This is a genomic window from Burkholderia sp. S171, assembly GCF_009766085.1.
In the GTDB taxonomy this organism is placed as follows: domain Bacteria; phylum Pseudomonadota; class Gammaproteobacteria; order Burkholderiales; family Burkholderiaceae; genus Caballeronia.
Genome location: NZ_LMUF01000011.1, coordinates 49945 through 69637, shown reverse-complemented (window position 1 = coordinate 69637; position 19693 = coordinate 49945). Strand labels below are relative to the sequence as shown.

21 protein-coding genes and 1 tRNA gene are annotated in these 19693 nt (G+C 56.4%); 18 read left to right on the top strand and 4 right to left on the bottom strand.

Annotation, left to right across the window (positions count from 1 at the left end; translation table 11 throughout):
• The first annotated feature begins 49 nt into the window (after positions 1-49).
• From pstC to phoR, 6 genes are all read left to right on the top strand, one after another.
• Positions 50-1033, top strand: coding sequence for a phosphate ABC transporter permease PstC (gene pstC / locus GSQ93_RS07940; RefSeq protein WP_158935091.1), 984 nt, complete (start codon positions 50-52; stop codon positions 1031-1033).
• Positions 1030-1926, top strand: a complete 897-nt coding sequence (pstA, locus tag GSQ93_RS07935) for a phosphate ABC transporter permease PstA (protein WP_158935090.1) — start codon at positions 1030-1032, stop codon at positions 1924-1926. The genes pstC and pstA overlap by 4 nt, the downstream gene beginning before the upstream one ends.
• Before the next feature lie 108 nt (positions 1927-2034).
• A complete protein-coding gene (pstB, locus tag GSQ93_RS07930) occupies positions 2035-2838 on the top strand; it encodes a phosphate ABC transporter ATP-binding protein PstB (protein WP_174254594.1) in 804 nt (267 codons plus the stop codon).
• 38 nt (positions 2839-2876) lie between these two features.
• Positions 2877-3581 (top strand): phosphate signaling complex protein PhoU, encoded by a 705-nt coding sequence (gene phoU / locus GSQ93_RS07925; protein ID WP_158935087.1) that lies wholly within the window; start codon positions 2877-2879, stop codon positions 3579-3581.
• Between the two features lie 60 nt (positions 3582-3641).
• Positions 3642-4352 carry a phosphate regulon transcriptional regulator PhoB gene (gene phoB, locus GSQ93_RS07920; protein ID WP_158935086.1) on the top strand — a complete coding sequence of 237 codons (711 nt, stop codon included), beginning with the start codon at positions 3642-3644 and terminating at the stop codon, positions 4350-4352.
• A gap of 75 nt (positions 4353-4427) precedes the next feature.
• Complete coding sequence (phoR, locus tag GSQ93_RS07915; RefSeq protein WP_158935084.1) at positions 4428-5741, top strand: phosphate regulon sensor histidine kinase PhoR; 1314 nt, start codon at positions 4428-4430, stop codon at positions 5739-5741.
• Positions 5742-5795: 54 nt separating this feature from the next.
• Here the strand turns inward: phoR and ppk1 are convergent, their stop codons facing one another.
• Positions 5796-7859, bottom strand: a complete 2064-nt coding sequence (gene ppk1, locus GSQ93_RS07910) for a polyphosphate kinase 1 (RefSeq protein ID WP_158935083.1) — start codon at positions 7857-7859, stop codon at positions 5796-5798.
• 351 nt (positions 7860-8210) lie between these two features.
• Here ppk1 and ppx point away from each other — a divergent pair, with 351 nt between their 5' ends.
• Entirely contained in the window at positions 8211-9728 is a 1518-nt protein-coding gene (gene ppx, locus GSQ93_RS07905; protein WP_158935082.1) for an exopolyphosphatase, read from the top strand.
• A 205-nt stretch (positions 9729-9933) separates the two neighbouring features.
• On the opposite strand, the gene GSQ93_RS07900 is transcribed toward ppx, so the two are convergent.
• Both GSQ93_RS07900 and sixA read right to left on the bottom strand, forming a co-directional pair.
• The gene (locus GSQ93_RS07900) at positions 9934-10785 is read right to left on the bottom strand and encodes a GNAT family N-acetyltransferase (RefSeq protein WP_158935081.1); all 852 of its coding nucleotides are present in this window, start codon (positions 10783-10785) and stop codon (positions 9934-9936) included.
• Positions 10786-10949: 164 nt separating this feature from the next.
• Positions 10950-11408 carry a phosphohistidine phosphatase SixA gene (sixA, locus tag GSQ93_RS07895; protein ID WP_158935079.1) on the bottom strand — a complete coding sequence of 153 codons (459 nt, stop codon included), beginning with the start codon at positions 11406-11408 and terminating at the stop codon, positions 10950-10952.
• 141 nt (positions 11409-11549) lie between these two features.
• Here sixA and GSQ93_RS07890 point away from each other — a divergent pair.
• The 3 genes from GSQ93_RS07890 (at position 11550) to GSQ93_RS07880 (ending at position 12495) form a co-directional block, all read left to right on the top strand.
• Positions 11550-11626: transfer RNA gene (locus GSQ93_RS07890), tRNA-Pro, on the top strand.
• Positions 11627-11933: 307 nt separating this feature from the next.
• Positions 11934-12209, top strand: coding sequence for a hypothetical protein (locus tag GSQ93_RS07885; RefSeq protein WP_158935078.1), 276 nt, complete (start codon positions 11934-11936; stop codon positions 12207-12209).
• Positions 12202-12495 (top strand): hypothetical protein, encoded by a 294-nt coding sequence (locus GSQ93_RS07880; RefSeq protein ID WP_158935077.1) that lies wholly within the window; start codon positions 12202-12204, stop codon positions 12493-12495. The genes GSQ93_RS07885 and GSQ93_RS07880 overlap by 8 nt, the downstream gene beginning before the upstream one ends.
• A 162-nt stretch (positions 12496-12657) precedes the next feature.
• On the opposite strand, the gene GSQ93_RS07875 is transcribed toward GSQ93_RS07880, so the two are convergent.
• Positions 12658-12951 (bottom strand): hypothetical protein, encoded by a 294-nt coding sequence (locus tag GSQ93_RS07875; protein WP_158935076.1) that lies wholly within the window; start codon positions 12949-12951, stop codon positions 12658-12660.
• A 364-nt stretch (positions 12952-13315) separates the two neighbouring features.
• Between GSQ93_RS07875 and GSQ93_RS07870 the strand changes: the two genes are divergently transcribed.
• From GSQ93_RS07870 to GSQ93_RS07835, 8 genes are all read left to right on the top strand, one after another.
• The gene (locus GSQ93_RS07870) at positions 13316-13516 is read left to right on the top strand and encodes a hypothetical protein (protein WP_158935075.1); all 201 of its coding nucleotides are present in this window, start codon (positions 13316-13318) and stop codon (positions 13514-13516) included.
• A complete protein-coding gene (locus tag GSQ93_RS07865) occupies positions 13509-13703 on the top strand; it encodes a hypothetical protein (RefSeq protein ID WP_158935074.1) in 195 nt (64 codons plus the stop codon). Before GSQ93_RS07870 ends, GSQ93_RS07865 begins: the two co-directional genes overlap by 8 nt.
• 131 nt (positions 13704-13834) lie before the next feature.
• Positions 13835-15388, top strand: coding sequence for a hypothetical protein (locus GSQ93_RS07860; protein WP_158935073.1), 1554 nt, complete (start codon positions 13835-13837; stop codon positions 15386-15388).
• A 232-nt stretch (positions 15389-15620) separates the two neighbouring features.
• Complete coding sequence (locus tag GSQ93_RS07855) at positions 15621-15845, top strand: hypothetical protein (RefSeq protein WP_158935072.1); 225 nt, start codon at positions 15621-15623, stop codon at positions 15843-15845.
• A 3-nt stretch (positions 15846-15848) separates the two neighbouring features.
• Positions 15849-16376, top strand: a complete 528-nt coding sequence (locus GSQ93_RS07850) for a hypothetical protein (RefSeq protein WP_158935071.1) — start codon at positions 15849-15851, stop codon at positions 16374-16376.
• Positions 16377-16378: 2 nt separating this feature from the next.
• Positions 16379-16828 carry a hypothetical protein gene (locus GSQ93_RS07845; protein ID WP_158935070.1) on the top strand — a complete coding sequence of 150 codons (450 nt, stop codon included), beginning with the start codon at positions 16379-16381 and terminating at the stop codon, positions 16826-16828.
• 464 nt (positions 16829-17292) lie between these two features.
• On the top strand, positions 17293-17613 hold the full coding sequence (locus GSQ93_RS07840; protein ID WP_158935068.1) for a hypothetical protein: 321 nt from the start codon (positions 17293-17295) through the stop codon (positions 17611-17613).
• A gap of 71 nt (positions 17614-17684) precedes the next feature.
• The gene (locus tag GSQ93_RS07835; RefSeq protein WP_158935067.1) at positions 17685-19691 is read left to right on the top strand and encodes a hypothetical protein; all 2007 of its coding nucleotides are present in this window, start codon (positions 17685-17687) and stop codon (positions 19689-19691) included.
• The last annotated feature ends 2 nt before the right edge of the window (positions 19692-19693 follow it).

Below are 19693 nucleotides of genomic sequence, written 5' to 3'. Positions count from 1 at the left end.
GTCCGTATTGCCGCGCGGCATCCGCCGCGCGGTCCTTCCGAAGGTTCCCATGTCGGACATTAACTTCTCATCGACTCCACCCGCCAGCCGCGCTCAACGCGCTCCGGGCCGACTCGGTGATATCGTTTTCGGTGGGCTGACGCGGCTCGCCGCCGTCGTTACGCTGCTTCTGCTAGGCGGCATTATTGTGTCGCTGGTGATCGCTTCGCTACCCACGCTTCAAAAATTTGGCCTCAGTTTCCTGTGGCGTTCCGACTGGGATCCACAGACCGATAGTTTCGGCGCGCTCGTGCCTATTTACGGCACCATCGCCACGTCCATCATTGCGCTGATCATCGCTGTGCCGGTGAGCTTCGGCATTGCGCTGTTCCTGACCGAGCTTGCGCCCGCGTGGCTGCGCCGGCCGCTCGGCGTGGCAATCGAACTGCTCGCAGCAATCCCGTCGATTGTCTATGGCATGTGGGGCTTGCTGGTGTTCTCGCCCATTTTCGCGACGTATTTCGAAAAACCGCTGGGCAAGCTGCTCGGCGATGTCTGGTTTATCGGCCGCTTTTTCCAGGGGCCGCCCATCGGTATCGGCATCCTGTGCGCCGGTGTGATCCTGGCGATCATGATCATTCCGTACATCGCGGCCGTGATGCGCGACGTGTTCGAAGTCACGCCGGTCTTGCTGAAGGAATCGGCGTATGGCATTGGCTGCACGACCTGGGAAGTGATGTGGAAAATCGTGCTGCCCTTTACGCGAACCGGTGTGATCGGTGGCGTGATGCTCGGCCTCGGCCGCGCGCTCGGTGAAACGATGGCGGTGACGTTCGTGATCGGCAATACCAATCTGCTCGATAACGTCTCGCTGTTTTCTCCCGGCAACAGCATTACCTCGGCGCTCGCCAACGAATTCGCTGAAGCGAGTCCGGGCTTGCATACATCGGCGTTGATGGAACTCGGTTTGATCCTGTTCCTGATTACGTTCATCGTGCTTTCGCTGTCCAAACTCATGCTGCTTCGCCTCGAAAAAGGGGAGGGCGGCAAGTGAACCGATCCACTACTCCATTCCCCGGCTCCGGCAATCCGGAACGGGAAGAAGCCACGCGCATCAAGTTGCAACGGCGTCGCCGCGGCAAGAATGTGGTCGCGCTGGTGTTGTCGCTGGCGGCCATGGCGTTCGGCCTGTTGTGGCTCGTGTGGATTCTGTTCACCACGGTCAAACTGGGTATCGGCGGTTTGTCGATCGATCTGTTCACGCAGAACACGCCCCCGCCTAATACCGACGGCGGTGGTTTGCTGAACGCGATTGTCGGCAGCCTGATGCTCGTGCTGCTGGCCACGTTTATCGGCACGCCGCTTGGGATTCTCGCGGGTGTGTATCTCGCCGAATATGGCGACAAGCGATGGCTCGCCAGCGTGACGCGGTTCATCAACGACATTCTGTTGTCGGCGCCGTCGATCGTGATCGGCTTGTTCGTGTATGCGCTGGTGGTTGCGCAAATGGGGCGCTTCAGCGGCTGGGCCGGCGTGATCGCGCTCGCCTTGCTGCAGATCCCTATCGTCATTCGAACGACCGAGAACATGCTGCGACTGGTGCCGAACGCGTTGCGTGAAGCCGCGTTCGCACTCGGCACGCCGAAGTGGAAGATGATTTGTTCGATCACGCTGAAGGCATCGGTCAGCGGCATTGTGACGGGCGTCTTGCTTGCTGTTGCACGCATTACCGGCGAAACCGCGCCGCTGCTCTTCACTGCGCTGTCCAACCAGTTCTTCTCGTGGGACATGAATCAACCGGTGGCGAACCTGCCCGTCACGATCTACAAGTTCGCGATGAGCCCGTTCCCCCAATGGCAAGCGCTCGCGTGGGCCGGCGTGTTCCTGATCACGCTAGGCGTGCTCGGTCTGAACATCCTGGCACGCTCGATCTTCTCGAAAAAATAAGGCGGAATTCATTCCATGAACACAGTCGCAAGCGATGTGAGCGCCCGGAACGCTAATCCGGCCGCCAACGGTGACCAGTCCAGCACGAGCCCGGTTGAGCGCAGTGCCATGCCCGGCGGCTTCAAGCCGGCCCATCACGCGCCGCCGGTTGGATCGATGAAACCGAAGATCGAGGTGAACAACCTCAACTTCTTCTACAACAAGTTTCATGCGCTGAAGAACATTAACCTGCGGATTCCTGAACATAAGGTGACGGCGTTCATCGGTCCGTCGGGATGCGGCAAATCCACCTTGCTGCGCACGTTTAACAAGATGTACGCGCTGTATCCGGAGCAGCGCGCGGAAGGCGAGATCCTGATGGACGGCAACAACCTGCTCGATACCAGCCGCGATATCTCGCTGCTGCGTGCACGGGTTGGCATGGTGTTCCAGAAGCCGACGCCGTTTCCGATGTCGATTTACGACAACATCGCGTTCGGCGTAAAGATGTTCGAGCAGCTCTCGCGCTCGGAAATGGACGACCGCGTGGAATGGGCGCTGACGAAAGCGGCGCTCTGGAACGAGGTGAAGGACAAGCTGCAGCAAAGCGGCTATGGCCTCTCAGGTGGACAACAGCAACGCCTGTGCATTGCACGCGGCATCGCTATTCGCCCGGAAGTGCTGCTGCTCGACGAACCGTGTTCCGCGCTCGATCCTATTTCGACGGGCCGTATTGAAGAATTGATCGCCGAACTCAAGGATGATTACACGGTGGTGATCGTCACGCACAACATGCAGCAGGCGGCGCGTTGTTCGGACTACACTGCATATATGTATCTTGGCGAATTGATTGAATTCGGCGATACGGAAAAGATCTTCATCAAGCCGTCCCGCAAGGAAACGGAAGACTACATAACCGGCCGGTTTGGTTGAGAGCATAACGGGCTAAAAAAGGACTTCAGGGAGCACATATGTCCGATAAACATTTGTCGAGCCAGTTCGACGCCGATCTGAATGCGGTGTCATCGAAGGTGCTGGAAATGGGCGGTCTGGTCGAGTCGCAGATCATCCAGGCCATGCAGGCGCTCAATACGTTCGACATGGAAATTGTCGAAGCGGTGGTGCTCGCCGAACAGCGCCTGAACACCATGGAAGTCGAGATCGACGAGGAATGCAGCAACATCATCGCGCGCCGTCAGCCGGCAGCGCGTGACCTGCGTTTGTTGATGGCAATCTCGAAGACGATTACGAATCTCGAGCGCGCCGGCGATGAAGCCGAGAAGATCGCCAAGCGTGTCAGGCGCATCAATGAAGACGGCATGGGGCGTAACGTCAATATCGCGGAAATCAAGTTGTCCGGAGAAATGGCGGTCTCCATCTTGCGCCGCGCGCTAGATGCGTTCGCGCGCCTGGATACGGTTGCGGCCGCTCAGATCGTTCGTGACGATAAAGCCATCGACGAAGAATTCCGCGCGTTCGTGCGCAAGCTGGTCACGTACATGATGGAAGATCCGCGCATGATTTCGGCGGGCCTCGACTATCTGTTCATCGCTAAAGCGGTCGAACGGATTGGCGATCATGCGAAGAACATTGCGGAGTTCATTATTTACATTGTGAAGGGAACGGATGTCCGCCATGTGTCGCGCGATCAACTCGAGCGCGAAGCACTGAGCTGATTCTGTTGTGATCCCAATGTTGGTTGTTTAACTTACGCGAAGAAGGTTACAGAGGTGCCGATGCCCAGCAGCATTCTCGTTATAGAAGACGAACCCGCGATTTCCGAATTGATTTCGGTGAATCTGCAACACGCGGGCCATTGCCCCATTCGTGCTTATAACGCGGAACAGGCGCAAAACCTGATCAGCGATGTCTTGCCCGACCTGGTACTTCTCGACTGGATGCTGCCGGGTAAATCCGGCATCGCCTTTGCGCGGGAATTACGGGGCAACGAACGCACGAAACATATTCCGATCATCATGCTCACTGCCCGCGGCGACGAGCAGGACAAGGTGCTCGGACTTGAAATTGGTGCGGACGATTATGTGACGAAGCCGTTTTCGCCGAAAGAATTGATGGCGCGGATCAAGGCGGTATTGCGCCGTCGCGCGCCGCAATTGACGGAAGACGTGGTCGCCATCAATGGCTTGCGTCTCGATCCGGCTACCCATAGGGTGGCGGCGCCTTCGAATGGTCATGGCAGCGACGATATCAAGCTCGATCTCGGGCCGACCGAGTTCCGCTTGCTGCACTTCTTCATGACGCATCCTGAGCGCGTGCATAGCCGCACGCAATTGCTCGATCAGGTGTGGGGCGATCATGTATTCGTGGAAGAGCGGACGGTGGACGTGCATATCAAGCGTCTGCGGGCAGCGTTAAAGCCGGCTGGATGCGATGCTATGATTGAAACCGTTCGCGGCAGTGGTTACCGGTTGGCCAAGAGTGCTTGATGGAGTAAATGAGAAGAGTGAATGAAGCCCGCGGCCAATCGTGGTCGCGTGGCAATAATCTCGATCCGCTAATTCATGAATATCATCTGGACGCGTTCTCTCGTGTCCCTCGCGTTGCTCGCGGTATTGAGCGGAATTGTCGGCGCGCTGTTCGGAGTGCGCGCCGCGCTCGGTTTCGCGCTCTTCATGCTGGTTCTGCAAACCCTCTTCACCACTTTTCATACGCAGCGCCTGTGGCGTTTGCTCGATGCGCCCGTGTACGGCGAAGTGCCGAGCGCGCCGGGCGTGTGGGGCGAGATTTATTATCGGCTGCATAAGCTTGCGAAACGCTGGCACGCGCAGGTGCGTCAGGTCGAGCAGCAGCATTCGCGGTTTATCCAGGGCATTCAGGCGTCGCCAAATGGCGTGGCCATGCTGGATGACACCGACCAGATCGAGTGGTGCAACGCCATCGCGGAAACCCATTTCGGGCTCGACGCCAAACGCGATCTGCGCCAGCACATCACGCACCTCGTGCGGCAGCCGGACTTCGTTCGTTATCTCGCTTCGCAGCATTATGAGTCGGTGCTGGTGATGCGCGGAATGGGGTTGAACCGGCAGCATGTGTTGTCCGTGCAAATATTCCCCTACGGCGAAAACCGGAAACTGATTCTGACTCAGGACATAACGGAACTGGAAAGAACGGATTCCATGCGCCGCGATTTTGTCGCGAACGTGTCGCACGAGTTGAAGACGCCGTTGACCGTACTGTCGGGCTTTCTAGAAACCATGCGCGAGTTGCCGCTCAGTGAATCCGACCGGGTGCGTTATCTGGAGATGATGGAGCAGCAGTCGACGCGCATGCAGAATATTGTGCGCGATCTGCTCGTGCTCGCGAATCTGGAGGGTGATGTCAAACCACCCAGCGACGACGTTCTCGATATGCGCGCGGTGCTGCGCCACCTTGAAGAAGACGCCGATAATCTTTCGAACGGCCGGCATCGAATTACGTTCGATGTTGATGAAGCGCTGACGGTTTCAGGTTCAGAAACGGAGATTGTCAGTGCGCTCGCGAATCTGGTCACGAATGCGATTCGATATACGCCGGATGGTGGAACCATTGATGTCTCGTGGCAGCGCATTCGTGATCGCGCCGTGTTCTCAGTGCGCGATAGCGGGCTCGGTATTCCCGCTGAACATATTCCACGTCTGACTGAGCGGTTTTATCGTGTCGATAGAAGCCGCTCGCGCGATACCGGCGGCACGGGCCTTGGGCTCGCGATCGTGAAGCATGTATTGCAACGCCATCTGGCGGACCTCGAAGTCAAGAGCGAGGAAGGGCGGGGAAGTACCTTCTCGGTCAAGTTTTCGGCCGCCCGTACGGCGTTGAGAAAGTCGATCGCGGCTTGATGTATCTGGAAGCAGGGAAGTTTCAAGCCGCGGCAGTATCAAGACATCAGACCATCAAGGGCAGAACTTCGCGAGCAGGCCCAGTTGTGCATTGCGCATCGACTTACCCGGACGCCGCCGCTGATAATGCCCGTCGCTTTGCATGAGCCACGCTGACTGGTTGTCGCCGAGAAACACTGACAGTCCTTCGGCAATCACGCGCCGTTTCAGACGCCGGTCATTCACTGGAAACGCCACTTCCACGCGCCGGAAGAAGTTGCGGTCCATCCAGTCCGCGCTCGACAAATACACTTTCTCTTCACCCCCCGCGTAAAAATAAAAGATGCGGTGATGTTCGAGAAAACGTCCGACGATGGAGCGCACCGTAATGTTCTCGGACAAATCTTCCACGCCGGGTTTCAACGCGCAGACGCCACGCACGATCAGGTCGATTTTCACGCCGGCCTGCGACGCTTCATATAACGCGATGATCACGGTCGGCTCAAGCAGCGCATTCATCTTCGCGACAATCCGCGCTTTCTTTCCCGCTCGCGCGTTGTCAGCTTCAGCACGAATGGCTTCCATCAGGTTCGGATGCAGCGTAAACGGCGCTTGCCAGAGCTGATGCAGGCGTAGCTCGCCGCCAATGCCGGTGAGTTGCTGAAACACGTGATGCACGTCTTCGCAGACTTCCTGATCCGAGGTCATCACGCCGAAATCGGTATAAAGACGCGCGGTACGCGGGTGATAGTTACCCGTACCCAGGTGCACATAACGCCTGAGCATCATCTTGCCGTTCATCGACACGCGCCGCACGATCAGCATCATTTTCGCGTGGCATTTGTGGCCGACCACGCCGTACACCACGTGCGCGCCCACGGCTTCGAGTTGCGACGCCCAGTTCATATTCGTTTCTTCGTCGAAGCGTGCGAGCAGCTCTACGACCACGGTCACTTCCTTGCCGTTGCGCGCGGCTTGCATCAGCGCATCCATCAGCGGCGAGTCGATGCCCGTCCGGTAGATGGTCTGCTTGATCGCGACCACCTGCGGGTCCTTGGCGGCTTGCAGCAGCAATTCAAGCACCGGCTGAAAACTCTCGTACGGATGGTGCAGAAGGATGTCGCCCTGATCGATGGCATCGAACAGATTCGACGAAGCAGCAATAGCCTTCGGTACGGCCGGAATATGCGGCACGAACTTCAGGTCCGGCCGGTCGACCATCTCGGGCAACTGCATCAGCCGCACAAGATTGACCGGCCCGTCCACGCGATAACAATCGCGGTCGTTCAGTTCGCTCTCGTCAAGCAGGCGGCGGATCATGTGCGGCGGCGTCTCCGCCGACACTTCCAGACGCACCGCATTGCCCAGATGCCGCGCGGGCAGTTCGCCCTGCAGTGCCACGCGCAGGTTCGTGATTTCGTCTTCGTCGACGAACAATTCGCTGTTGCGCGTGATGCGGAACTGGTTGCAACTGCGCACGACCAGATGCGGAAACAACGCGTCGACAAACCGCTGCATCAGTGAGCTCAGCAGCACGAACCCGTGCGGATACCCCGACAGCGCCTCGGGCATGCGCACGAGCCGCGGCAGTGCGCGCGGCGCTTGTACGATGCCCATCATCGCCTGGCGGCCGAACGCGTCCTTGCCCTCCAGCTCGACTACGAAGTTCAGGCTCTTGTTCAGCACACGCGGAAACGGATGCGCGGGGTCAAGTCCGATCGGCGTCAGTACCGGCAGCAACTCGTTCTGAAAGTAATCGCGCGCCCAGTCGGTCTGCGCTTCGGTCCAGGATTCGACGCCGTGAAAGTAAATCCCTTCGCTTTCCAGCGCAGGAAATACGGTGTTCTGGAGCATGACGTATTGCTGATGGACCAGGCGATGCGCGCGCTCGACCACGAGGTCGTACACATGCTGCAGCGACATGCCGTCGGGCGAGAGCGAGCCAGGGTTATCTCGCATTTGTTCCTGCATGCCGGCCATGCGGACTTCAAAAAATTCGTCCAGGTTGCTGCTGGTGATACAGATAAAGCGGAGCCGTTCGAGCAGCGGGACGGCGGTATCGGCGGCCTGCGACAATACTCGTTCGTTAAAACCCAGAATGCCCAGTTCGCGATTAAGAAGGGGATAGCGTAAGGACATCGATAGTATTGGCAGTCAAAAAAACAGAATGTGCAAGGATCGCTCGGAATGCGTCACAGTATGATGACGTTTTTGTGAAAACGTGGTGTCATAAATCTAACGCACGTCTCGGGTAAGGTCGACCGTGGCGAAGTTTGTCCTGCGTTGCGTCCTGTGCGACCTGTTTTTGTCTAACAATCGAAACTGATTCATTGGCGCAGTTTGCTGCATGGGATTATTTGCCAGACCAGCACAGTCCTCCGCTTGGACTTAAAATTGGCGCGCTGCCGCGGCTCGGCGTGTTCAAATGCTGCCCGCACCGTTTGAAGTTGCACGACTCGCGGGCACAACCCTACGGAACCTGGAAAATCGATGGTCAACCCCCCTCATCTTTTGGCAGCCGTAGATCTCGGATCGAACAGCTTCAGGCTGATCGTCGGACGCGTCGAGGAGACGCCCTCCGGCAGCCCGATCTATCAGGTCGACGCACTGCGTGAGTCCGTGCGGCTTGCGGCGGGCCTGTCGCGGGACAAATTCCTCGACCGGGCCTCGCAACTGCGCGGCTGGGACGCGCTGAAGCGTTTCGGCGAACGGCTGCGGGACTTCCATCCCGACCACGTGCGCGCGGTCGCGACGAATACGCTGCGGGTGGCTAAAAACGCTGACGAATTCCTGGCCGAAGCGCAGAACGCGCTCGGATTTCCCATTGAAGTGATTGCCGGGCGGGAAGAAGCGCGGCTCATTTATGCGGGTGCTGCGCATTCGGTGCCGGCGAGCGCGGGCAAGCGGCTGGTCGTGGATATCGGCGGTGGATCGACAGAGTTTATTATCGGCTCGCACTACACGCCCATTCATATGGAAAGCCTGTATATAGGCTGCGTGAGTCACAGCCGGCAGTTTTTCGCAGCCGGTAATGTCGATGAATATTCAATGCGGCAAGCCGAACTCGCCGCCAAGCGCGAAATCGAGATTATCTCGAGCGAATACAAGCAGACGGGCTGGGATCAGGCCATTGGATCGTCGGGTACGGCGCGGGCGCTGGCCGAGTTGATCGAAGCGAACGGTTTCAACGATCCCGGCATCACCCACGGCATTTCACGCGGCGGGCTGGAGCGGCTGAAGAGGGCGCTGATCAAGGCCGAGAATGTGAACCGGCTGAAGTTGATCGCGTTGAAGGCTGACCGGATCCCCGTGCTCGCGGGCGGCTTGTCGATCATGCTCGGCGTGTTCGAGGAGCTGGGGATTGAATACGTCGATACCACCGACGGCGCGTTGCGGCTCGGCGTGCTCTACGACCTGCTGGGGCGCACGCAGCATCAGGACATGCGCACGGTGACGGTGGAGGGGTTCAAGCGGCGCTATGCGGTGGATAGCGAGCAATCGGGCCGTATTGCCGAGCTGGCAATCAATTTTTATGAACAGCTTGAAGCTGGCGATGTCGATGCAGAACGGCGGATCGAAAATCGGATGTTCCTCGGATGGGCGGCGGCGTTGCACGAGATCGGCCTCTCCATCTCGCATAGCGCTTATCACAAGCATTCTGCGTATATCGCGAGTCATGCGGATATGCCCGGATTCTCGCGAACCGATCAGGCCCGATTAGCCGGCCTGGTGCTGGGGCATGTCGGAAAGTTGGGCAAGCTTTCGCATGCTCGCGATGTCGACTGGACCTTGTTGTTTTGCCTGCGGCTTGCGGCGCTGCTTTGCCGGCGGCGGGCCGATGTCGGATTTCCCGCCATTGAGGTCTCGCTAGCCAACGGCGGCTTCGATGTGCGTTTGCCCAACGATTGGGTCGCGCTCAATCCGCTTACCGACTACAGCCTCGTTCAGGAAGCGGCTGAGTGGGAAAAGATTGGCAAGCCGTATCGGGTGGTTTATACGGGCGTTTGAAAGTCCCGGTGGGGGGCGGGGGCTCCTTGCGGGACATCTCCACTCTCTGGATGTGTCTAAGTAGTTCGGACTTCGAACCTATTCTTGCGCTTGAATAGAATGTAGACCGCGCGCCGTGATGTCGGCATCGCGCCACCGGTGTTGGTCTGATCGTTATCGCTGGCGCGCTTTGTCTCTTCCACTTTTTTGTTGTTCGTTGACGTGATCAGTCGGCCATGAAGTGACGTGCGTAACGGTCCCCAATCTCCGATATCCGCAGCAGGGTCAAAAAGTCTGCCGTATTGAAATCCGGGTCCCACGCGGGCGCGCCGCAAATTTTTGCACCCAGGCGCAAATAGCCCTTCAGCAGAGGTGGCGGCGCTACCTTGGCGCCCGTCCGCAGTTCCTGCACCGGAAGCGGCGTATGCGCAAACGCCCTGTATTCCGGCGATGTCAGCGCTTCCTTCGCCAACCCCTCGTACAGGTCGGCGGCGTAGTGACCACCGTCCGCCATCGCGACGCTCGCGCAACCGAGCATGGTCTCGTAGCCGTTCTGCTTCATGTACGCGGCCAGGCCGCCCCACAGCGACATGATTACGCCACCGCTGCGATAGTCCGCATGCACGCACGAGCGGCCGAGTTCCACCAGCTTTGGGCGCAGATGCGCGAGGCGGGAGACATCGAATTCACTTTCGGCATACAAGCGTCCCGCCCGCGCCGCCTGATGCGGAGGCAGCACGCGATACGTTCCCACCACTTTCAACGTGTTCAGGTCGCGGACGAGCAAGTGATCGCAAAAGGCATCGAATGCGTCCACGTCCAGGCCCGCCGGACCCTTCAGTTGTGCTCCCATTTCGTCGGCGAACACGCGGTATCGAAGGCGCTGTGCTTCGCGCAATTCAGCTTCGGAATGCGCCCACGATACCCGCAGCCGATGTTGCCCCGTCACCGTCTCCGCCGCACTCGGCAAACGCCGGCGAGATTCGCGGAGTTCGCGAAGTTCGGTCACGTTCGAGCCACCAGACCCGCTCAGTCCATTCGATGTGCTCAATAAAGCGAGCGTCGTCGATTTCTGCATTGGCAATCCCCAAGTGGATTTGGCTGACGTCTTACGGTTAGCCGCCAATGTAAGTATTCCGAATGACGCTCGCATGGCGTGACTATGACGATTCAATGAAGCGTCACCGCGACGCCACGGTTTTGCCGCCTTGGGGGCGTTTGGGCTATTGCTGCAGTCTCGTGCTACAGCAGGTCAGGACTGGTCACTGCACGCAGGACGACTTGATCGTCGCCCGCGCGCGAGCGTTGCTGGAACCACCAGATACCGCCTTTCTTCAGGGTCCATTCGGCTTCGTGGCCGGTCATCAGCGAAGCCGCGACGTGCCCGAGTGTCGGTTGGTGTCCGACTACGACAACAGTTTCCGCGACGCCGCGCGGCCACTCCGCGGCATCCAGCACGGCTTGGGCGCTGGCGCCCGGCGCCAACTCCTTTACCACGCGATACCGGTCGCCAAACGCTTCCATCGTCTGGATCGTGCGGGTGGCCGGACTGACGAGAAACACCGCGTCGTCGTCCAGGCGGCTTTTCAGCCACTTCGCCGCGGCCTGAGCTTGTTTTACGCCGCGCGGCGTCAGTTGGCGCACGAGATCGCTCGCAGCCTGGTCTTCTGCTTCAGCGTGGCGCCAGAGAATGAGGTTCATCGAAGGTCTCCATTTTGGGGTTGAGGTTTTGAATTTGGACCGGCAAAGGCCGCGATCGTGCTGCGACTTCGGGCTCGACTTCACGATCCGGATAGTTTCGATTGCGCGGGCATCAGTAAAACGCTATCATCTCGTTCTTGTCGGAGCGTAGCGCAGCCTGGTAGCGCATCTGATTTGGGATCAGAGGGTCGAAGGTTCGAATCCTTTCGCTCCGACCACCAAAAACGCTGTAGAAACAAGGGGTTACGTCTAAAACACGTAGCCCCTTTTTCTTGCCTAAAGCTATTCGAAGCCCGCCGTGTACGGTTTATGTACGGATTCGCGGGCGTGCACGGCGGGTAGGGTGCAACTGCTTGCAACACGATACGTCTAAGCTTCTGTCGCCGCACTTGGTGGCGCTGGCGTCGCCCGGCTGATTGATAGGGCACCGAAAATAATGTACCCTCAAACCGAACGCCCACGAGCACCGCACTGAAATGATGCAACAAAACCACACACGAAAAAGTCGAAAGGATGGTCGTTAGCATGGCGATATTTGCGATTATCGGCCAAGGTGATAAAGGCTCGGAGAATTTGCCGGGCAAGATTGAATCAGCATTTGTTGGCAATTTCCTAAAGATTCGAGACAACGCATGGTTAGTCGCCTCGAAAGGGACCGTACAAGAAGTCTCCGACCTACTGGAAATAACCAAGGGCGAGAGCGGCGCTGCTGTCGTGTTGGGCGTAAGTACGTACTATGGTCGCGCGAACCCCAACATTTGGTCTTGGATCAAGGAAAAGTGGGAGGCAACGAGTGGCTGAACTTAACGAGACGCCGAAGGAATTTGCTGAGATTCCCCCTCCGCGCGACCTTTATGCGACCTCGGACATTCGGTTTGTCATGCTTGAGATAGGAAAACTGACGGCTAGCGTCGATCGGCTGATTTCTGACGTGAAATCTCACGGCGAAAAAATTGATCAAGTTCGGCATCAGGTTACCTTCGTCAAAGGTGCTCTGTATGCGTTAGCGCCAATAGTCGCTCTGATCAGCTACTTGCTTACGAAATGGGACGTGCTGACCATTTTGCTTAACGCAGTCCGCAAATAACACAAATAAACGCATTCGTTTCGATTGCCGCTGTTTTTGAGAAAGGACAGGAGGCGATTTTCCAAGTAGCGGAACGAAAGTACGGTGCGCACCCGGCGAACATTATCAAGTTGCGTACCGCCGAGTTTTGATTGCCTCACGCTGTGCAATCAATTGCGTGGGTCAATCGCGTTTCGCTGCCCTGCCGATGAGCGTCGTTCCATCGTACCGAACCAACCGGTAACGGATGCGGTTCTTTGGGTCTAGCTCGCAAATCACCGACCACCCGTCTAGCTCATACGTGGCGATGCTATCGGGGCGACTCCAGTACAGATCAATCCCTGAACCCATAACGTGTTTCGCAAACCCTGACTTATCCAACCACTCACGGTCTACCTGCTTTTCCCGTTCCTCCCACTTAAGCCGGTCTTTAAGGTCTTTGGCAATCTCGTATGCAAGGCCGAGCCATTCAATCATGTCATTCTCCGGTCTAGATGTGCGTTTTTGGCAGAAAGTGCTTTCAACATATCAGAAGGACCGACCAAATACGTTAGCGTTCTGCCCGGTGAAGACTTCTATCAGCAGTCGGAACCTGAGCCTATGCAGGCTACTGCGCATCGAATCCCACTAATCCACCGACGCACTGAAGCCGCCTTACAAAATTCTTTCCAACTACCAAATATATTCCAGAGCAAAACAGGCGTGACGGGGATGTTTTGGGCTGTTATTCCACATTATTTATCAAATTGTGATTTCTCACTAAAATGCGCTAAAAAATAATTGTTGAAATCGGTACTACCCGATTTTAGGATGGGGTATTGAATCTCAACTGGTGAACGTCATGGCTAATCCGAAAGGCCCGTTACTCTGCACCTCCTTTTTACTTACCCCTGAATTGCGGGAAAAAGCCAGAGTCGTTACTGAAAAATCTGGTGCTCCACTTGGCGCAATGGCTCGCATTGCCCTTTCTGAATACGTTGATCGGTATTTGGAGCGGGAGCGAATGTATGGGGAGGCAATACGCGGAGCGAATCATGAGTGATTTTAAAAAGACCGTAGTGGCATTCATGCTGACCATGACCGCCGAAGCGCTAGCCGTTTGGATATGGCTAGCTTTATCGGACGGATTCGAACCGGTGACAATGCTGTTATCGGCTATTGCAGTTCTGCTGTTTATGGGTTTGACGACCGTGGTGTATGTGACCGCCGCACCGTTGAATCGCGCATAAAGAAAAAGCCGCCCCGGAGAGGACGGCTTATAAAATATTCGTAGTGGTTAAATCACGAACAGACAAATGTGATTATAGCCACCACGCACGGACTAAGCAAAGCTTTTTAACCCTTAGTCAAGGTGGTAATCGTGGAATATTCAGAAGTTGAAATGCAGGCCGTTGAGTCTGCTGCGCAATTGATTGCGGGAATTGACAAACCTGATAACGCTGTTAAACCGCCACGACTTAAAACGGTATCAGCGTTCGATATGACCGCGCCCGGTGCATGGCGAGCACGGCGCGACCTTTACCGCTCACTTTGCCATACCCCCAAAGACCGTATCTCATTCGAAGCCGCCGATTTATACGAGGATATTCTCGATCTATGGCAGCAGCGCGACCGCGTTCAAAACTTCAGCAAACGGCACAACTGCTTTTACTGGGGGCGGCCCATTGCCAAGTGGGCGAAGAAATACAAATGCACGGAGCGCCAGTTTGATTATTGGTTGAAAGTTTTGCGTGATTGCAAATTGATTGCCACATGCATGATGAAAACCAAAACCAACATGCTGCAAATTCGGCCGCTGGTAGCCGAAGGTTCAGCCTATTTAAGCGGGTGGCCGGATTCGCAGAATTTTAAACACTTGTTAAAACCTAAAACCCAAGCCCAGCAAGGCCAAGCGGAGGGATTTTGTCCCGCTGCATTAGAACAAAATTTGTCCCAATGCATTAGCACCAATTTTGTCCCGCTTAAAAACTTAGGTTTGCATGTAGGTGTTGCATGTACAGGTCTAAAAGACTTTGTGGACGCTTCGCTTTCCACAGAAGCATCAACGAGCAATTCGAAAACCGATTCAGGGAAGACCGACCCCGAAAACCAAACCCCGGTTCTCCTTGAGAGCATTTTGAAGTTTCCGAAATTTTGTACAGCATCTACCCGGAATTCCGCTGGATTACTCTGGGAAAGTTTGGTTGTCCAATATCAGCCTGAACACCATGCTCCGCTGGCGGTGCGTGCCTTCCGGGATCTGCGTACGGCGTTCGAGAAGATCGATTCCATGGCCGACTTGCCCGGACATGAGCCGGTGTTGCGGTGGGGAATTCGTAACTGGGTGTTTTGGGCGCGGCCTATCGGGTACGAACAACAGGTGAACCCCAAGGCGGTGGTGACCCGGTTAGACACGTTGCTGGCGGCGTACAGGGAGGAACGGGAGTGCGAATTGAAGAAAGCTGCCGACAAGGCAGAGATGGCGGCAGCGATTAAGAAGGCCAACGCTGAAATACTCGCGGCGCAAGCGGCGAAGGCATCAGCACCCCCACCAGTGAAAAAGCTAAGTTCCATTGCACAGGCTGTGGCGCAGTTCAAGGCTGGTAAGGCACTGGTCGAGCAGGCCGCCACGCCGCCCGCCGAGCCTTGCCCTTGTGCTGGCACCCCGGAAGCGCATGAGCCGGTTGTAGAGGCCGTGGCAGCACCCGCGCCCGTTCAATGTCCGGCGGTTGTCCTGGCTGATTCAGTGACACCGGCCCTGCTGTTGGACGACGAGCCGTGTAACGAGCCGCCGTTCGAAAGCGAAAGATGCGCGCTAACGCCAACCGAACTGCGAGTGCTGGATATCGCCAAGCAAAAAGCAAAGCAGCGGGCTAAGGCGAAAGCGACCGGGGCAAACATGTTCCAGCACGCGAAGGCCAGCGCGACCGCCTAAGCGAATTATGTCGGGCCTGCCGCCGCGCGTTTGATGAACGGTGAGGGTGCGAAGTAGTAGCCCGTCATAGAGGTTTTTAGCTTACGGCATCGTCCGCGCAATCAATTGCGTACTGCTAATCGGTTTGACAATCAAACGATCGGTGCAATAAATAGTTATACGAAGGACTTCCCATGCAGGACCGCAAACGCGCAGACTACTCATATGGACTTATGTCTAGCGGAGCACCAACATGATCGAAGAAGCGATGAGCATTCCACTCCGGCTGATTCCAGACAGCACGATTCAGTTAATTCTGGAAAATATAGCGCGCGGTGACCCCGTATCGCATGCGTGTGGGTCGGCAGGCGTGGCGAAATCTGGTTTTTATCGCTGGCTCACCGAGGATTCCTCGTTGGCTGAGCGATATGGCGAAGCGCTGAAACAGCAAACCCGCGCCCGTTATGTGAAGGAGTAAAACATGGCTACACGCACCCGACCCGCTTGGGACCTCCCGCTTAGCGAAATCAACCGCCGCGCCGATGAGCTAGCGCGCGTGGATCGATATTTCAAAGCAGCACAGCAGCAAGTCCGTGCCGATGCCGCCGCTAGTTCGCGCGTTGAACATGAAATCTTTCATGAAATTGCGAAAAATATGACACCCGATCAAGTCTTCGCGTACTCCGCAGCACTTCGACGCGGCGAAAATCCTAATGTTCGTGATTACACTGACGCGCGCGCAGATACAGCGGGACGCGAGCAGCTTATTACGCATACCCGTGAAGACGTTTCAGGTCGGAAGTACTACGAATATTCGTTTCGCGAACCGGGTGTTGGTTCGAAGACCGCCACGTGGATGAAGCCCTTTCTAAAGCAACCGATGCTGCAAATTCGCGTCAACCGGCGCGCGGGTCAACCAGATTCCGTCTCAGACGCCGCGTTTTTAGCGCAATGGGAGGCTGACCAAGCCATGCGTAGATCAGGTGTATTCCCCCCCTTGGAGCTTTAATCATGAGCGCTCGCCAACCCCTTGCTGAAATCGTGGCGCTTGATCAAATCGCCGAAGAGTACAAAAAACTGATTCAAATCGCTGGCCTTCGTGCGGGAATTGTTGATGTTTGCCGTCAGGACGCCACGTCGCCCGATGACTTCCGCCGCATGCTAACCCGTACATTGCAAAGCACCTTGCCGAGTACGGCATTGCGCAGCGTTCGCGCTGATGCATCACATATGCCTAACACTGAATTCGCCCAGACCGAGGCAAAGGTACGCGAGGCCATTTTCGATCAAGCGCATCAATCGGAGACGTTGCGACCCGTAACTACGCGTGATCGGTCGGGGCGGGACGTTACGGAATATTTTGGGCAAAAGGCGGCGTGGATGCGCGCCTATTCATCACCACCGAGGTTAGCGAAAACAATCGGCGGTGAACTCGTTCGCTTGTCGGTGATCGTGAGTTGATCATGTCCGACCCGATCACGAAAACGTGCAAGCGCTGCCAGTGCGATTTACCGCTGAGTGCATTCCATCGTGATCGAACCATGAGCGATGGACGCGAACGGCGTTGCAGGTCATGCAGGGCATTGATGGCAGCGGAAAGGTACGAAAAGAATCGAGAAAAGATTCTCGAAAAGTGTCATGAGTACTTTGATGCGAACAAACCGGAAGTGTTGGCGAGAAACGCCACGTGGCGGGCAGCGCACCCGGTAGAGAACGCCGGGTATTGCCGCAAGCACCGGGCGAAAGTCAAAGCAGAACGGCACGGGAGTACATCGTGACTGCACCAGCAGCAAAACCCAACCAAGGTAAGAATCGCCCTACTACCGCTCATTCGAAACCGAAGGGCAAACGATTGAGTTTGCAGCAATACAAGGTTGCGCAAAGATTGGCGCACGACGAATTCAAGCGGCAATGCGGAGGCTGAAATGACAATTGATATTGGCCGAATTCAGGCATTAATGGGTGTAGTCCAGCATATCACCTCGATAGAAGTCCCGAGAATCCGCCGTGTGCATGGCGCGAATCTCGAAAGCGCTAACGGCGTTGTTCGTGCACTCGAAGCCGCCCACACGTCTGTATTTGAAGCGCGTTCCCTCGCGGCTGGCGATCCACAGGCATGGGCGACAATCGACAGTGCTTTGAGACTAGTTGAAGATCGATTGGGTGAAGCTATTGCCGAGGCGATGGCGTTCGCTGAAGCGGAAATTGAGCTACTGGCGGAAGCGGCACGAAGCACGAAACATTGAAGTTATAACGCGCGTCCGAGTTAGTCGAATCATGCAATCAATTGCGCAGCGTCAAATCCGAGGGGAGCATCTTGTCAGACAAACCTATACTAAAAATACCGGTTGATACCGAGGAATGGGACCAGTTTGTAGACAGTTTCGCCAACTATCAAAAGCTGCTCGAAACACAGGGCGACGCTTGGGCTGGTAGCAATAAAGGCATTCGCCAGCAAAAGACGGCGTTTGACGAAGTTGATAAAAGCTTCTCCGACCTCGTATCTAAGGCCACTGACAATAAATTCAGCGGCCCCGGCGGTGCGTTCGTCAAGGTTCAGAAGAACTCGAAAGAAACTGAAAAATCGTGGCGTAACATCGCTAAGGACTTAGAGAAGTCCGCTAAAAGCATGGGCGGCCTCGCCCGTAACGGCCTTAGCTTTAGTGGTGTGGGCGGCCTTCTAGGTGTGGGCGGCCTAGCAGCGGCAGGCATGGGGGTATTCAACGCAGTGCGAAGTGCTGATAACTCGCTGGCTGATCAAAATTTATTGGGTAGAAAATTAGGTCTAGCCCCCGGTGAGGAAGGCGCGTTTACCAACGTGTACGAGAAAGCTGGTGGAGACGACGCGCTACTTCATAAAGTAGCGAGTGTAAAGAGTGATCAGAGCCAATGGCGGTCATTTATGGCCTTGGGCATTAGTCAAAACCAGATTCAATCGATGGACCCCGCGCACCTTGCCGCCGAAGTCCTTAAACGCGGTGGCGAGCAGTTCAATGCACGAGGCGCAAGTACGGGGCTATGGGCGAGTGCCACGGGCGTTAGTTCGCTCATAGACGTTAATTCCATGCGCCTTGCTGGCAGCTACCAAGGCAAGTTCGATGGCATGGGAAAGCAATTCGAAGACCTCATTCCGAAGCTGGCCGCGAGTCAGAAAGCGCTTGATGATGCAACGATGGCACGCCAGAAGATCGAAGCGGCGTTGGCTAAGGACGAACTTGAGCTTTACCAAGCGCTCGAAAAGCTGAACCCGTTGGTTATCAAAGGAGCCGACGCCGTAACGGATTGGATCACCGCATTCGCTAAAACCGAAGATTTCGACAAGGACGTGCAGGAAGTTTCCACAGCCTTCACGGAGCTAGGCACAGCCGCTAATTGGGTGTCCGGCAAGTTAAATGCTCTATTCGGTGGTCCCGACTCGGACCCGAAGAAAGACTCGACGGTGACCGTTGATAAAGACGGGCTGTTAGCGAACCTTGTGGCCGCATGGCAGCACCCAAAAGACTTCCTCAACGGTAAAGTCAACGGGGAAGGCTTTTCATGGGATTACGGCAGTGCAGCGCATAAGCTGGTTAGCGGCAAGGACGGCAACAGTGGCGCGGGCGATGGTCCGGTCAACAATCCGGGAAATCTGCGCGTGCCCGGTAGCACGACGCAGTTTCAACACTTCGACAACGCTGACCAAGGCGCGTTGGCGATGGACCGGCAATTACAGCTGTACGCCCAGCGCGATCGCTTGAGCACCTTGCAAGCGATCATCGGCAAGTACGCGCCCAGTTCGGAAAACGATACGGCGGCGTACGTGCGGGACGTGGCAGGTCGTACCGGGTTCGAGTCCGATAAGCCGCTCGATATGAACGACCCCGCTATACGTGCTGCTGTTGAAGCCGCGATGATTCACCATGAGGGTACGCCATATGCCCGCCAGTTCGATCGGCAGCACATTCAGGACCTATTGACCGGCAAGACCATGCCCGACGATCCGACCACGCCGCAGAAATCGGCGTTCGAAAAACACGCGAGGGCTGACGACCCAATGCGCAGCATGCAAATCTTGCCGTACACCGATGACGACGCACGGGCCATAGCGGAAGGCAGTAAATCAGATAGTCAGGTCGTGAGTGAGTCAATAACCGATAGGCTAGTGCGAGGACTTAGCGTTATTGGTAACTCGCTGCGTGAGGGTGGTGGTGCATTCGCACGCGGAGATGACACAACGTCCAAACGAATTGACCGACAGGGCAACATCCTGAATAGCGTCAATGTCACGGTGAGCACGCCCGCCGGGAATAACACAACGATCACAGCTTCCACGCTGTCACAATAGGA